The 14,627-nt window shown below is 66.7% G+C and carries 13 protein-coding genes; 10 read left to right on the top strand and 3 right to left on the bottom strand.

Annotation, left to right across the window (positions count from 1 at the left end):
- Positions 1–20 precede the first annotated feature (20 nt).
- From mtrA to secA, 7 genes are all read left to right on the top strand, one after another.
- On the top strand, positions 21–698 hold the full coding sequence (mtrA, locus tag AC5RWT_RS06000; RefSeq protein WP_127511342.1) for an MtrAB system response regulator MtrA: 678 nt from the start codon (positions 21–23) through the stop codon (positions 696–698).
- Positions 699–2,393: an MtrAB system histidine kinase MtrB gene (mtrB, locus tag AC5RWT_RS05995; RefSeq protein ID WP_494079533.1), complete on the top strand. Its 1,695-nt coding sequence runs from the start codon at positions 699–701 to the stop codon at positions 2,391–2,393.
- Positions 2,374–4,101, top strand: coding sequence for an LpqB family beta-propeller domain-containing protein (locus AC5RWT_RS05990; protein WP_494079532.1), 1,728 nt, complete (start codon positions 2,374–2,376; stop codon positions 4,099–4,101). Before mtrB ends, AC5RWT_RS05990 begins: the two co-directional genes overlap by 20 nt.
- A 108-nt stretch (positions 4,102–4,209) precedes the next feature.
- Positions 4,210–5,037 carry a ComF family protein gene (locus tag AC5RWT_RS05985; RefSeq protein WP_494045574.1) on the top strand — a complete coding sequence of 276 codons (828 nt, stop codon included), beginning with the start codon at positions 4,210–4,212 and terminating at the stop codon, positions 5,035–5,037.
- Between the two features lie 206 nt (positions 5,038–5,243).
- Positions 5,244–5,966: a ribosome hibernation-promoting factor, HPF/YfiA family gene (gene hpf / locus AC5RWT_RS05980; protein ID WP_494079531.1), complete on the top strand. Its 723-nt coding sequence runs from the start codon at positions 5,244–5,246 to the stop codon at positions 5,964–5,966.
- A gap of 39 nt (positions 5,967–6,005) precedes the next feature.
- Positions 6,006–7,256: a winged helix-turn-helix domain-containing protein gene (locus tag AC5RWT_RS05975; protein ID WP_494079530.1), complete on the top strand. Its 1,251-nt coding sequence runs from the start codon at positions 6,006–6,008 to the stop codon at positions 7,254–7,256.
- Between the two features lie 44 nt (positions 7,257–7,300).
- The gene (secA, locus tag AC5RWT_RS05970; protein WP_494045577.1) at positions 7,301–10,024 is read left to right on the top strand and encodes a preprotein translocase subunit SecA; all 2,724 of its coding nucleotides are present in this window, start codon (positions 7,301–7,303) and stop codon (positions 10,022–10,024) included.
- Between the two features lie 15 nt (positions 10,025–10,039).
- Here secA and AC5RWT_RS05965 read toward each other — a convergent pair whose 3' ends face one another.
- Together AC5RWT_RS05965 and AC5RWT_RS05960 are read right to left on the bottom strand one after the other, a co-directional pair.
- A complete protein-coding gene (locus AC5RWT_RS05965) occupies positions 10,040–10,669 on the bottom strand; it encodes an Rv3235 family protein (protein ID WP_494079529.1) in 630 nt (209 codons plus the stop codon).
- A 99-nt stretch (positions 10,670–10,768) separates the two neighbouring features.
- Positions 10,769–11,479: a LysM peptidoglycan-binding domain-containing protein gene (locus AC5RWT_RS05960; RefSeq protein WP_494045579.1), complete on the bottom strand. Its 711-nt coding sequence runs from the start codon at positions 11,477–11,479 to the stop codon at positions 10,769–10,771.
- 158 nt (positions 11,480–11,637) lie between these two features.
- Between AC5RWT_RS05960 and AC5RWT_RS05955 the strand changes: the two genes are divergently transcribed.
- Positions 11,638–12,198 carry a hypothetical protein gene (locus AC5RWT_RS05955; protein ID WP_494045580.1) on the top strand — a complete coding sequence of 187 codons (561 nt, stop codon included), beginning with the start codon at positions 11,638–11,640 and terminating at the stop codon, positions 12,196–12,198.
- A gap of 4 nt (positions 12,199–12,202) precedes the next feature.
- Here AC5RWT_RS05955 and AC5RWT_RS05950 read toward each other — a convergent pair whose 3' ends face one another.
- Positions 12,203–12,418, bottom strand: a complete 216-nt coding sequence (locus AC5RWT_RS05950; RefSeq protein WP_494045857.1) for a helix-turn-helix domain-containing protein — start codon at positions 12,416–12,418, stop codon at positions 12,203–12,205.
- Positions 12,419–12,657: 239 nt separating this feature from the next.
- Between AC5RWT_RS05950 and AC5RWT_RS05945 the strand changes: the two genes are divergently transcribed.
- Complete coding sequence (locus AC5RWT_RS05945) at positions 12,658–13,305, top strand: CpaB family protein (protein WP_494079528.1); 648 nt, start codon at positions 12,658–12,660, stop codon at positions 13,303–13,305.
- Entirely contained in the window at positions 13,302–14,627 is a 1,326-nt protein-coding gene (locus AC5RWT_RS05940; protein WP_494079527.1) for a CpaE/TadZ family protein, read from the top strand. Before AC5RWT_RS05945 ends, AC5RWT_RS05940 begins: the two co-directional genes overlap by 4 nt.

Here is a 14,627-nt window from a genome sequence, read left to right as displayed (position 1 = left end):
ATAGGGGACAATTAGGAGATATGAAGGCACGCATTCTGGTCGTAGACGACGACGAGGCCCTGGCCGAGATGATCGGCATCGTGCTGCGCAACGACGGGTTTGATCCGGTGTTCTGCGCGGACGGTTCCCAGGCCCTCGAGGTCTTCCGCAGCAGCAAGCCCGATCTGGTGCTGCTCGACCTGATGCTGCCCGGACTGGACGGGATCGAGGTCTGCCGGCAGGTCCGCGGCGAATCGGATGTCCCCATTGTCATGCTGACGGCCAAGGCGGATACCTCGGACGTGGTCCGCGGACTCGAATCAGGCGCCGACGACTACGTGCCCAAGCCGTTCAAACCGGCAGAACTCGTGGCGCGCGTGCGTGCGCGGCTGCGGCCGGGAGACCAGCGGGCCCCTGAGACGCTGCGGATTGCCGACGTCGTGATCGATGTCGCCGGCCACGTGGTGCACCGCGGGGACGAGAGGATCTCGCTGACCCCGCTGGAATTCGACTTGTTGGTGGCACTGGCCCGGAAACCGTGGCAGGTGTTCACCCGTGAATTGCTGCTGGAGCAGGTCTGGGGCTACCGCCACGCCGCAGACACCCGGCTGGTCAACGTGCACGTCCAGCGGCTGCGCTCCAAGATCGAGCGCGATCCGGAAGCCCCCGAAGTGGTGCTCACGGTTCGCGGCGTCGGATACAAGGCCGGCCAAGGGTAAGTGGAGCCGGTTCTCAACCGGTGGAAAGCCAAGCTGAAGGCGGCAGCTGAGGCCGCTTGGCATGCCACGTTGCAGGGCCGCGACTTCCTGAACCGGAAATGGCGGCGCTCGCTGCAGTTCCGGACGGTCACGGCGGCCGTCCTGCTCACCGCCTTCGCGTTCTTGGGCGTGGGCGCTTTCCTCTCCAGCCAGATCGCCTCCGGACTGTACCAGGAGCGCGTGAACCAGGCCGAGGCCGAGTCCCGGCGCGGCCTGTCGCAGGTCAAAACCATTTTCGAGAGCTCATCTGCCAGCGACCGTGCCACGGTGGCCAGCATGGTGGGGGACACGCTGAAACTGCTGGAGGGAACCGGCGCAGAAGCCCCGCGCTATTACCTGCTGACACCGCTGCCGGGCGGGCAGAACCTCTACGTGTTCAGCCAGTCCAACACGTCCATCACCGCCAACATCATCCCTGAGGGTCTGGCCAAAGAGGTCGCCAGTGGCAGCGGCCAGTACCGCCAGGCACTGGCGTTGCCGGTAGGCGACAGCGACGTGCCGGCCATCGGCTTCGGCACCCAGGTGCAGCTGCCGCCGGGCAACGCCTACGCGCTGTACCTGGTCTACGACCTCTCCTCCGTGCAGCAGACGCTGGACTTCATCCACCGGGTGCTCTGGATCGGCGGCGCACTGCTGCTGGTCCTGGTCGGCGGCATCGTCTGGCTGCTGACCCGCGCGGTGGTGCACCCGGTGAGCCAGGCGGCGATCGTGTCGGAGAAACTGGCCGCGGGTCAGCTGCAGGAGCGGCTGGAAGTCCGGGGCGAGGACGAGTTGGCCCGGCTGGGAGCCTCCTTCAACCATATGGCCGGCAGCCTGCAGGAGCAGATCACGCAGTTGGCCACGTTGTCCGAGATGCAGCAGCGGTTCGTGTCCGATGTCTCGCACGAACTGCGCACTCCGTTGACCACGGTCCGGATGGCTGCCGAAGTGCTGTACGAGTCGCGCGGGGACTTCGATCCGATCAACGCCCGCTCCGCGGAACTGTTGTACAACCAGGTGGAGCGCTTCCAGGCACTGCTGGCCGACCTGTTGGAAATCTCGCGGTTCGACGCCGGTGCTGCCGCGCTCGACGCCGAGCCGACCGATTTGGTGGAAATTGCCCGCACCGCGCTTGACGCTGCCCAGCCGCTGGCGGACAACTCCGGTTCCGAACTGCGCCTGATCGCGCTGGAACCGCGCTGCATTGCGGACATGGACCGCCGACGGATCGAACGCATCCTGCGGAACCTGATCGTCAACGCCTTGGAGCACGGCGACGGCAACCCGGTGGAACTGACCGTCGGAGCCACCGAGGAAGCCGTGGCCGTTGCGGTCCGGGACTACGGCATCGGTATGACGCCGATGGAAGCCTCCAGAGTCTTCGACCGCTTCTGGCGCGCCGACCCGGCCCGGGCACGGACCACCGGCGGCAGCGGCCTGGGACTGTCGATATCCGCCGAGGATGCTCGCCTGCACGGCGGCTGGCTTCAAGCGTGGGGCGAGCCCGGCAATGGTGCCTGCTTCCGCTTGACCTTGCCACGGCACAGCGGCGGCACGCTCACGCATTCGCCGCTGCCGCTGCCGCCGGCCGGTGCCAACGGCATGCATGGGCATATGGCGGCGGAGAACGTACTACTCGAACAGCAGGAGGAAAACGGTGTTCCGGACCCCAGCTGACCCCGCCCGCGTGAGCCGGCTGCGCACCGTCGTCGTTATGGTCTTGGCCATGCTGGCGCTGGCCTCCTGCTCCTCCATCCCGATGTCGGGGCCGGTAGCGACGGTCCAGGCCGACTCCGGCGAGAGCCAGGGGACCGGATACACCTTCAACCCGCCGGGGCCGTCGCCGGGGGACGATCCCAAGGAAATTGTCGAGGGATTCATCCAGGCCGGCACGGCGCCGCAGGACGACTACCGGATAGCGCGGGAATTCCTGGCCCCGGATCTGGCGGGCGAATGGCAACCGGTGCAACGGACGCTGGTGTACCGAAACGTCGTGAAGACCGTCGGCTCGCCGTCCGAAACCGAATTCGTTCTCCAGGTGGAAGTCGACACATCCATCAACGAATCCGGTGTGCGGACGCAGGCCGAGGAAGGCGCCACCGAGTCGCTGCCGGTGGAACTGACCGAGGTGGACGGCCAGTGGCGGATTTCGAGCATTCCGGACGGAACCATGGTCTCCACCGTGGATTTCCGCACCCTGTTCTCCCCGTACAACCTCTACTTCTACGACCCCACGTACACCTATGCTGTCCCCGACGTGCGCTGGTTCGCCAACCGGCAGGGAATTTCTGCGGCGATCGTGGCCGCCATGTTGGAGGGGCCGGCACCGTACCTGGCCGGTGCGGTGATCAGCGCCTTCCCGGAAGGATCGCAGCTGGTGCGCCGGGCCGTGCCGATCGAATCAGGTGCTGCCAGCGTTGACCTCTCCGCCGAGGTCCTGACCGGCACCACGTTCCTGCGCCGGCAGCAGATGCAGCAGCAGCTGGAATTGACGTTGGGCGAGCTCAATACCGTCTCCACGGTGCAGATGACCGTGGACCAGCGGGAAGTGGACCTGGGCAGCGGACCCGATCCTGAGTTCCAGGCCGCGGTGACGGACCCCGCCGTCGGCAATGTCCAGATCGGAATCCTGAACGATGAACTGGTCTTCTACGAGGGATCGCGGCCGGTCAAGCCCGAGGGCCTGCCGTCGGTTAACCGACTGAACCCGCGCGAACCGGCAATGTCGCTGGACCAAGAGCGCTTCGCCTTCTTGACCGCCGAGCGCAACCGGATGTTCGTGATCGGCGAGGACCGCAGGCCGGTGGAAGCGGCGTCCGGGAGGGAGCTGACCGGCCCCAGCGTTGATCCCTTCGGCTGGGCCTGGACCGCCGCCGGCGACGGCAGCGGGAGGGTCTCCGCGGTCTCCATCGAGAAGCCGGACGAGGCGGTTGCAGTCAGCGCCCAGTGGCTGACAGAGCGCACGGTGACCGAGCTGCAGATCTCCCGCGAAGGCTCCAGGGCTCTGATCATTACCCGCGAAGGCGAAAGCACCGCCGTGTATATCGCCGGCGTGGTCCGGGACCAGGACGGGCGGCCCCGCGGGATCACCACCCCCAAGCGGCTGAAAGCGTCGGTGCCGGTGGACACCGGCGTGTGGGCCAACGAGGACACCGTCATCGTCATGAAGTCCTCGGCGGAGGAGGCAGTAACCGCGGAAATTCTGCACTTGGACGGCAGCAGCCAGCGGACCGCGCCGCTGCAAGGCATGGTAGAGATCAGCGCCGGCAACGGTGACCAGGACGTTTACGCCCAAACCAACGAGATGCTCTACATCCGGGTAGGCAACAGCTGGGCGCCGCAGCGTAATTCGCCGTTGGTCATCGATCCATCCTTCCCGGGCTAGCCCCACCTCCACAGGACGCCGCGGCCCCAGACGTGTCCACACCCGGACGGCACCGGTCCCCGGATCAGACGGGGACGGCAAGGCTTGGTACATGGCAGGAAAACGGCGATGAGGACGACGACGGAAGTGTGCAGCGGGCTGGACCGGCTGTATTTTGGCCGGACCGTCCAGGCCCTGCGCATCTGGTCCGGGCAGTTCGGGCGGCTGCTGCTGCCGACCGACTGCGTGGCCTGCGCTGCACCGGACCACGTGCTGTGTGCTGCTTGTAGGCAGCGGCTGCGGCGTTCTACGCTGCGCCCGATGGCGGTCGAAGAGACGGCCGAATCGCTGCCGCTGGACGAGGCCGGCCGGCCGTTGCCCGTGACGGCCGGCGGACCGTACCGACGCGAATTGTCCCAAGCGGTGCTGGCCTTTAAAAATCATGGCCGGACCGAACTGGCCCCGGTACTGGCCGTCGCGTTGGCGGGTGCCTTGGATGTGGCCGCCGAGCGTGCCGGACGGCCCACCGGCGCGGTGCTGGTGCAGGTTCCCGCCCGGGGAACTTCCCGCCGGCGCCGCGGCTACGATCCGCTGCAGCTGCTGCTCGCCCGATTGGAACGGCAGGGGCTGCTGCCTGCCGGGCTGCAGTTGCTGCCCGCCGTCCGGCCAGTGGGCCCGGGGAAGCGACCGAAGCGGTGGCCTTCTCCCGGCGGGCAGAAGTCTCTGGGCCGGAGTGGCAGGCAACGGAATGTTGCCGGCAGCATGGCGGTGCCACCACGTTTCAGACCGATGATCGCAGGGCGCGGCTGCCTCTTGGTGGATGATGTGCTGACGACCGGGGCAACGATGGCTGAGCTGGCCAGGGCGCTCCGTTCCGCCGGCGGAATTCCGTTGGGAGGAGCGGTGCTGGCAGCCGCCTCGGCGCCGGCGGGACACGCCAGCGCACCATCCTCATGAGCGCCGGACGTGCCGGTGTTGGTGCGGATTCCGCGGGGGAGTCGGCAGGAAATGTTCGAGATAATCCTACTTATAGGTGAATAAAAGGCATAGGTGATCTAACGTGAGGTATGGGCTCCCGTAAGGGAGGGTTCCCGTCTTCAGCGGCTGAAAGGAGTTTCTCTTTCAGTCGCTGTTGTGTCATCTAGGCAACTATGGAGGGCACCATGGAATTCAACATCAACGGCCGCAACCTGTCTGTTTCCGATAGGTTCCGCGAGTACGCTGAGGAGAAGATCTCCAAGATCGAGCAGCTGGGCGACAAGGTCCAACGGCTTGACGCCAAAGTCACCAAAGAAGCCAATGCCCGCAATGCCGAGAGCTCGATGACCGTCGAACTCACCGTGCTCGGCCGTGGCACCGTAGTCCGCGCCGAGGCCAAGGCAGCGGACAAGTTCGCGGCTTTCGACATCGCCTACAACAAGCTGCTGGAGCGCCTGCGCCGCGCTCGGGACCGCCGCAAGGTCCATCACGGGCGCCATACTCCGACCGCCGTCCACCAGGCCACCGCCACGCTGGAACCGGCCAGCACGGACGTGCCGCTGCATGAAGAAACGCTGGCCTCCGCGGCCGCTCAGACACCAGCCGAGGAACGGACCGGCTACGAGATCGAAAACGACGTCCCTGCGGGAGACTCCCCGGTGCTGATCCGCCGCAAGGTTTTCCCGGCCGTGGCGATGACCCTCGATGATGCCGTAGACAATATGGAACTGGTGGGACACGACTTCTACCTGTTCATCGACAAAGCAACCAGCGCGCCCAGCGTTGTCTACCGCCGCCGTGGCTGGACCTATGGCGTGATTACCCTCGATGCCGATTGCAGCGCCGAAGAAGCTAAGGCGCGCGAAGAGCTGCTGGCCTACCGCTCGCAGGAGAGCGCCAACGCCTGATTGCCGCAGTGTCTGCCTGTGGATGCCTAGTATGAAGGCATGACAGCCCGCATCACTCTGGCCCAGGCCCGCCGCATTGCGCTGGCCGCCCAGGGTTTGGCCAAGGAACGGCCCATCGGTCTTGTGACAGCAAGGCAGGTGGGCCGGACCTTTGACCGGATTCGGCTGCTGCAGATCGATTCGGTGAATGTGCTGGTGCGAGCGCACTATCTGCCGTTCTTCTCGCGGCTCGGCGGCTACGACATCGACATCCTCCACCGGCTCGCCGGCAGGGCGCCGCGCCGCATGATCGAATACTGGGCCCATGAAGCCAGCTACATCAAGCCGGAGGATTTCGCCGATCTCCGCCAGTGGCAGCGGCGCCGCTGGGTGGGTGCTTCCGGAATGGATCCGGACCTTGTCCAGGATTTGACCGTTCGGATCCTTGCCGCGCTGGCCTCCTCGCGCGGCCTGACCGCCCGGGCGGTGGCAGACCGGATCGGCCACGAAGAGACCCGGGCCAATACCGACTGGGGCTGGAATTGGAACGCCGTCAAACGGGTGCTGGAAGCGCTGTTTGAACAGGGACTGGTCAGCGCTGCCGCGCGCACGCCGCAATTCGAACGGCTCTACACCCTGACGGAGAGGGTGCTGCCCGCGCCGCATGACGCCGGGCACCGGCCCCATCCGGACGAAGCGATGCTCAGGCTGATTGAAGCCGCGGCGCGGGCCCACGGCATTGGGACGGTCAAGTGTTTTGCCGACTACTTCCGTGTCCCGGCCCGGGCCGCGGCCGGCGCGGTGCGGGCGCTGGAGGCCGATGGCACCTTGGAACGCGTACAGGTGGATGGCTGGAAAGGAGAGGTCTATCTGCATGCCGATGCAGCACGGCCGCGCCGGGCCACCGGCCGGGCGCTGCTGAGCCCCTTCGATTCCCTGGTTTTCGAGCGCCAGCGGGTCGAACGCCTGTTCGACTTCCGCTACCGGATCGAGATTTACACGCCGGCGGCCAAGCGGACGTACGGTTACTACGTCCTGCCGTTCCTGCTGGGGGACCGGTTGTGCGCCCGGGTGGACTTGAAGGCGGACCGGGCCACGGGCAGGCTGGTGGTCAGGTCTGCGCATTCCGAAGCGGACGCTCCGGCCGGCACGGCTGCGGAGCTGGCAGCCGAGCTCGCGGCCATGGCCGGATGGTTGGAGCTGGACAGCGTGGTGGTTGAGGGCAGGGGCGATCTGGCTGCCGGCCTGGCGCGGGAAGTTGATAAACGGGCTCAGGGAACCAAAACAGTGCGCGGCACGTCTCTCACGTAGACTGAACAAGCCAGAATTCTGCGCGACTGACTGGGAGCAATGTAGTGCCAACGATTCTCGAGCGTGTGCTTCGTACCGGCGACAAGAAGACGCTGAAGAGGCTGCGCGGTTACGCCGATGCGATCAACGTGCTGGAAGAGGACTTTAAGTCGCTCACAGATGCCGAGCTGCGCGGGGAAACCGACACGCTGAAACAGCGCTACCAGGACGGCGACCTGCTGGATGATCTGCTCCCTGAAGCTTTTGCCGCGGTCCGCGAAGCCGCCAGCCGCACGCTGGGGCTGCGCCACTTCGATGTCCAGCTCATGGGTGGGGCGGCATTGCACCTGGGCAACATCGCGGAGATGAAGACCGGTGAAGGCAAGACGCTGGTGGCTACCGCACCTGCCTACCTGAACGCGCTCACCGGCAAGGGCGTCCACGTCGTCACGGTCAACGACTACCTGGCCGAGTACCAGTCGGATTTGATGGGCCGTGTGTACCGCTTCCTCGGCCTGACCAGCGGCTGCATCCTGGCCAACCAGAACCCAGCCACCCGCCGCGAACAGTACGCCGCGGACATCACCTACGGCACGAACAACGAGTTCGGCTTCGACTATCTGCGCGACAACATGGCCTGGAGCCGCGACGAGTTGGTGCAGCGCGGACACCACTTCGCGATCGTGGACGAGGTCGACTCGATCCTCATCGACGAGGCCCGTACCCCGTTGATCATTTCCGGCCAGGCCTCCGGCGACGTCAACCGCTGGTACACGGAATTCGCCCGCGTCGTGATGCGGCTGAAGGACACCGAAGACTACGAAGTCGACGAGAAGAAGCGCACCGTCGGCGTGCTCGAGTCCGGCATTGAGAAAGTCGAGGACTACCTCGGCATCGACAACCTGTACGAGTCGGCGAACACGCCGCTGATCGGGTTCCTGAACAACGCCATCAAGGCCAAGGAACTGTTCAAGCGGGACAAAGACTACGTGGTGCTCCAAGGCGAGGTGCTCATCGTCGACGAGCACACCGGGCGCATTCTGGCCGGCCGCCGCTACAACGAAGGCATGCACCAGGCGATCGAGGCCAAAGAAGGCGTCGAGATCAAGGCCGAGAACCAGACCTTGGCGACCGTGACGCTGCAGAACTACTTCCGGCTCTACGGGAAGCTCTCGGGCATGACCGGAACGGCTGAAACCGAAGCCGCCGAGTTCATGAGCACCTACAAGCTCGGCGTGGTGCCGATCCCGACGAACAAGCCGATGGCGCGCATCGACCAGTCGGACCTGATCTACAAGAACGAGATCGCTAAGTTCGACGCCGTGGTGAAGGATATCGCCGCCCGCCACGAAAAGGGCCAACCGGTCCTGGTGGGTACCACCAGCGTGGAGAAGAGCGAGTACCTGTCCAAGCAGCTCGCCAAGCAGGGCATCCGCCACGAAGTGCTCAACGCGAAGAACCATGCCCGTGAAGCGGCGATCGTCGCACAGGCAGGCCGCAAGGGGTCGGTCACGGTCGCAACCAACATGGCCGGCCGCGGCACCGACATCATGCTCGGCGGCAACGCCGAGTTCAACGCCGTGTCTGAGCTGGAACGCCGCGGCCTGGACCCGGCCGAGAACGCCGACGAGTACGAGGCCGCCTGGCCCGCGGTCCTGGAATCCACGCAGAAGGCAGTCCAGGCCGAGCACGACGAAGTCAGGGCGCTGGGCGGGCTCTACGTGCTGGGTACGGAACGGCATGAGTCGCGCCGCATCGACAACCAGCTCCGCGGCCGTTCGGGCCGGCAGGGCGACCCCGGCGAGTCACGCTTCTACCTGTCCCTGACCGATGACCTGATGCGGCTGTTCAACGCCGGTGCCGCCGAGCGGATCATGAATTCCTCGCGGATGCCCGACGACGTGGCGCTGGAGTCCAAGATGGTGTCCAAAGCCATCCAGAACGCCCAGGCGCAGGTCGAGGGCCGCAACGCCGAGCAGCGCAAGAACGTGCTGAAGTACGACGACGTGCTCAACCGGCAGCGCGAAGCCATCTACAACGACCGGCGCCGGATCCTGGAGGGCGACGACCTGCACGAGAAGGTCTCCTTCTTCCTCGAAGACGTGGTGACCGCGATGGTCAACGAAGCCACGGAGGAAGGCCACGGCGATGACTGGGACTACGAGCAGCTGTGGACCAACCTCAAGCAGCTTTACCCGATTGAGCTGACAATCGACGAAGTGCTGGAGGAAGCCGGCGGCCGGTCCAAGGTCACGGCGGATTTCCTGCGTGCAGAGATAGTCTCCGACGCCAAGGTCGCCTACGCTCAGCGCGAGCAGACACTCGGATCGGAGACCATGCGCGAATTGGAGCGGCGCGTGGTGCTCTCGGTGATCGGCCGGAAGTGGCAGGAACATCTCTACGAGATGGACTACCTCAAGGAAGGCATCGGGCTGCGCGCCATGGCGCAGCGCGATCCGCTGGTCGAATACCAGCGCGAGGGATTCGTCATGTTCCAGGCGATGATGGAGTCGATCCGTGAAGAGAGCATCGGCTACCTCTTCAACCTCGAGGTCCAGGTTCAGCAGCCGGCCGACGTGACTGCGCCTGGTATTGCCGATGCCCGGGCGGCCGCGGGGCCGCAGATCGTGGCGGCAGGGTTGGAAGCTCCGCAGCGCCCTGCCTCGCTCCAGTTCACGGCACCGACTGCGTCCGGGGAGGCCGAGACCCGGGTCGAGCGCCAAAGCGCAGCCAAGGCCGGGGCTGCCAAGGACAAGCGGCCCGCGAAGAGTGGCAAGCGCCGGAAGTAGCCCGGGCGCTGCCGGTCAGCCGATCTCCAAGGCCGTGACCTTCCACAGCCCACGGACCAGCTCCAGCCGCAGTGCGATGGCGCGCACGCGCCGGGCGTCGGCAACCACGAGCGACGCTTCGTAGGCGCCCTCGGCAGCCCGGCAGATCCGGGAGGACCGGACCACCGCGCTGCGGTGCAGCCGCAGCGGCGCGCCGCCGCCGGACCGCAGTTTGGCTTGGTGCGCCTTGACGATGTCTGCGCGGTGCACCAGCTTTTCGTAGCTGGCGGGATCGAGCCATCGGGCCAACTGCTGGACCGGCCGCGTGCCGGCGACCGCTTCCAGACAGGCCTGCGCCACGGACCGGGCCGTCGCCGTCACCTGGCGCAACTCGGCCTCCGCTTCCGCGTCCGCAGGGGGATGCAGTCGAACCGGCGGGGACACTGCACGGGGTCCGGCTGGCCGGCCCGCCACGGTCGGGTCCGGTCCCTTGGGCTGCAGGCGAATGACGGGCGCGAAGTAGCTGTCGGGCCCAGCCGGATTCACCCGCCGTACCGTCAGCGGCCGCGGCGCGCCGCTGGCGGGGGCAAGCGCGTGCGCCTGTGCGGCAGCCTCCGTGTGCTCTGACCGTGTCTGTGCGGCCGGGAGTCGTCGAACGTTGTCCATATCCTGCCCTTTCTTTCCACTGGTGTGGCGCTGGTAGTGCGCTGGTCTTGCTCTGTCACCTCGTTTTTTCCGCGGCTCCGGCGAGATCGGGGACTTTCCCTAACGCGGCGGGGGAACGACGAGGGTTTGCCCCGGCCGGATCAGCGAGGGGTCGTGACCGATGGTGGTCCGGTTGGCGGCATGCCAGTCCGGCCACCGTTCGGCAATTTCCGCGTCCGTCGCCAGTGGGCCAAGCTCGGCGGCCGCGAGATGCCAGAGGGAGTCTCCGGCCGTGACGGTCACGGACCGCGGGTCTTCAAGATCATGCCGGGTCAGCGGCTTGGCGACGATGCCGGGCGCCGCTGCCGGAGGAGTCGGTTGCCACGAGGGATTCACAGCCTCACCGGCAGGAGGGGCCGCTTGCCACAGCGGATCGATGACTGCGGTGCCCGTGGGGCCGGTAGACGTCGGCGGTCCAGCCATGGCCTCCGTAGGGGAACCATGGGCGACTGGGACAACCATCAGGTTAAGTCCGACGACGGCGCCCGCCAACCGCAGCAGAAAGGCAGGACTCGCGGCGGCTGACAGCGCTGCCAGCCGCAGGTGCCCGGTTTTCGCCAGCATGGCGCCGGCTGCAGCGGCTGCCAGGCCCAAGAGAAGCCAGCACAGCACGGATGCACCGGCGCCGATGGAGAGAATCGCCAGCGCGTCCTGATAGGTGTGAGGCGGCCACAACGACCCGGAGCCGATCCTCGTCCCGGCAACGATCAGCACGGCACCGCTCCCGAGTATGAGCCCGGTGGTGACGAGATCGGAGATGATTCTGCGCATCGGATGCCCTTTCGACCGCTAAATGCTGTTTGATGTTGTTTGCCTTCGTTTGGTTGTATTTGCGTAGCTAAGAATCCATATCGTGTCACTCGGTTGCCATGGATGTAAAGGGCTGCCCACGATTGACGGTATTTGCCGGTGGTTCATAGGCTTGCGCCATGCGATGGGATGCCCTGTTCGAGGATCTGGAGGCGCAGTTGCATGCCGCGGACCGGCTGGAGCTGGAAGCCGAGGTCAACGAGCGCGCCCGGATAGAGCTTGCCGCTGTGGATCTCGCCAACAGGCTGCGTGGACAAATGGGCACGCAACTGCGTGTGAGCGTCGGCGGGCACCTCAGGTTCGACGGAGCGCTCGCCCACGTCGGATCTACCTGGCTGGTGCTCAACGAGGGCATGCGGAGCGTACTCGTGCCGCTGGCGGCCGTGCAACTGATTGAGGGCATGGGCCGGCACGCGGCGGCGGATGAGTCCGCAGCGCGCCGGCTAGGGCTCGGGTCCGCACTACGGGGGCTTGGCCGGGACCGAGCCCAGGTGGGCGTCTATCTGGCCGACAACTCCGGCACGGCGGCGGCTGAGGGAGTGATCGACAGGGTCGGGGCTGATTCCTTCGACGTCGCTGCTGTACCGTCCGGAGAGGACCGGCGTGCGGCCAATGTCCGTTCGGTCTACACCGTGCCGTTCACGGCCATCGCGGCACTGGTTTCACGACGCCCGGACTGAACGCTCACTGCGACTTCGACTTAGCTTCTTCGATCAGCCGACGCGTCTCGGCGTACTTGTCCTGGATGTATTGGTCCAGTACAACCTGCTCCACCCGCCACTGGCCCCGGCCGCCGATCTGGATGGCGGGCAGCTCGCCGCTGCGGACCAGGGCGTATGTCTGCGACGAGGAAATTTGCAGCTCTTCGGCCACATCGGCCAGCGTGAGGAACCGTGGCATGGACAGATCCTTCGGGACGGGGATGGTTTTCCCCATTATGGCATCGGTTGATGCGGTTTGACGGAGGTGAGGCTCTGATGTTGAGGCGAAGAGTTTTCCACAGATTGCGGCCGGAACAGGCAGGTTCAGTTCCCAAGCGGCACCGGCTCCACCAGAATAGTGCCACCCGCGGTCCCGGAGCACAGGTTCGGACCGCAGCATCGCTGTCCGTCCGGGCCCGGGGATTGAGGGGGAGATCCTTGAGCGCTGCCATCGCGGAGAAAACCGCCGCACCACGATTGAAGCGCCCGTCGTGGAAAGATCCGCGGCTACTGGTGGGGTTGCTGCTGGTGTTGGCTTCAGTGGCCGGGGTCTCCGCGCTGGTGGCCGCCGCGGACCAGACCGTGGGTGTCCTGGCGGCCAAATCGGACATCGCGGTAGGCCAGCCGGTTTCCGCTGATGACCTGGTCGTCGTCGACGTGAGGCTGGGCGAGGCGTCGTCCCGTTACCTACCGGCGGATGCCGGGCTTCCGGCAGGTGCGGTCGCTACTGCGCTGATCCGGGGCGGGGAATTGCTGCCGACGTCGGTGCTGGGCACAGCCGATGACCTGGACCGGAAACCGATCGGACTGAACATTGACAGCCCGCTGCCGGAGGGTGCCGGCCCCGGTTCCCGGGTGGACGTCTGGGTTTCCCTGCCCGATGGCCGGAACGGCTTCGACCAGCCTGAACTGCTGCTTGCCGCGGCCGAAGTGTCGCAGTTGGCCGACGCCACCACGGCGTTCGGCTCGTCCGGTGCGGAACGGCTGCACGTGCTGGTGGGGGATGACACCCTGCCGGCGCTGCTGCACGCGCTCGCCAACGGCGCCCGCATCAACGTGGTGCTCAATCTGGGCGGCACTTCATGAGCCTGCCGGTCCTCACCTTGGGAACGGTGGCCGTAGATTTCGTCTCCGGCTTGGAGCGGCTGCACGGACCGGTGACGGTGGTCAGGCGCTGCACGGAACTGGCGGAATTGCTGGCGGCGGCGCAATCCGGACTGGCCCGGGCCGCCATCGTGGCCGGCCAGACCCAGGACCTTGACGGCGGGGTGCTGGAGCGGCTGCACAGCGCCGAGGTCTCCGTGGTGGCGCTCACCGACGACGACGGCGAACGACTCCGGCTCCAGGCGCTTGGCATCCGCACCGGCGCGGAAACGGTCGAGCCCGCGGCCTTGGCTGCGCTGGTGGCCGAATCGGCCGCGCAGTTGCAAGTCTCCTGGCCGCCGGTCGGGGCTGTAGGGGCACCTGCCAACCCGCGACTGGCCGGATTGGCGGACCCCGCCGGGGCACTGCAGCCACGAGAAGCCGACCCACTGCATCCTGGACCGGCGGCCGCGGATGGCGAGCTGGTGGCGGTGTGGGGTCCTGCCGGGGCACCGGGGCGCACTACCGTTGCGGTCAACCTCGCCGCCGAATATGCAGCCGCCGGGCAGCGGACCCTGCTGGTCGATGCGGATACTTATGGGGCCAGCGTGGCAGCGTTCCTGGGCCTGCTGGACGAATCCGCGGCCCTGGCCCATGCCTGTCGGATGGCGGACCAGGGCGTGCTGGATGGCGAGGCCTTCGACCGGGTCTGCCTGAAGGTGGCGGTGACCGGCACCTCCCTGCGGGTGCTGACCGGGATTACCCGGGTGGACCGCTGGACCGAGCTCAGGCCGTCGGCGCTGGGAACAGTCCTCGCGCTGGCGGGCGCGGTGGCGGACGTCGTCGTGGTGGACTGCGGTTTCTCGCTGGAGCACGAGGAAGAGCTGAGCTTCGATTCGATGGCGCCGCGGCGCAACGGGGCCACCTTGCGGGTGCTGGAGCTGGCGGACCGGGTGCTGGCCGTGGGCAGCGCCGATTCGGTTGGGTTGCCGCGGTTAATCCGGGCCCTGGACGAACTGGGGCACGCGGTTCCTTCGGCGTCCGCGGAGGTAGTGCTCAACAAGGTCCGGGCGGCAGCAGTGGGGGCGCGGCCGGAGGCGCAGTTGCGGGAGGCGTGGGAGCGGTTCGGGCCGGTGCGCGAGATCCGTGCCCTGCTGCCGGCCGATCCTGCGGCAGCCGATGCCGCGCTTCTGGGCGGCTCGGTCCTGTTGGAGTCCGCACCGGACTCTGCGCTGCGCCATGCCATTGCCGGGTTGGCAGGAAGCCCGCTGTCGGCACCCAGGCGGGGACCGCGCCGTCGGGCCTTGGTCAAAGTGAAGTTTTGA

It is taken from the genome of Arthrobacter sp. Dra40 (genome assembly GCF_059091905.1).
The sequence above is the reverse complement of the archived record's forward strand: the minus strand, read 5'-3'. Positions and strand labels throughout refer to the sequence as shown.

Coding starts and splice junctions, on each gene's coding strand:
- hpf (WP_494079531.1), top strand. CDS start 5,244: ATGGAATTCAACATCAACGGCCGCAACCTGTCTGTTTCCGATAGGTTC.
- mtrA (WP_127511342.1), top strand. CDS start 21: ATGAAGGCACGCATTCTGGTCGTAGACGACGACGAGGCCCTGGCCGAG.
- AC5RWT_RS05965 (WP_494079529.1), bottom strand. CDS start 10,669: ATGGACAACGTTCGACGACTCCCGGCCGCACAGACACGGTCAGAGCAC.
- AC5RWT_RS05950 (WP_494045857.1), bottom strand. CDS start 12,418: ATGCCACGGTTCCTCACGCTGGCCGATGTGGCCGAAGAGCTGCAAATT.
- AC5RWT_RS05960 (WP_494045579.1), bottom strand. CDS start 11,479: ATGCGCAGAATCATCTCCGATCTCGTCACCACCGGGCTCATACTCGGG.
- AC5RWT_RS05975 (WP_494079530.1), top strand. CDS start 6,006: ATGACAGCCCGCATCACTCTGGCCCAGGCCCGCCGCATTGCGCTGGCC.
- AC5RWT_RS05985 (WP_494045574.1), top strand. CDS start 4,210: ATGAGGACGACGACGGAAGTGTGCAGCGGGCTGGACCGGCTGTATTTT.
- AC5RWT_RS05955 (WP_494045580.1), top strand. CDS start 11,638: ATGCGATGGGATGCCCTGTTCGAGGATCTGGAGGCGCAGTTGCATGCC.
- AC5RWT_RS05940 (WP_494079527.1), top strand. CDS start 13,302: ATGAGCCTGCCGGTCCTCACCTTGGGAACGGTGGCCGTAGATTTCGTC.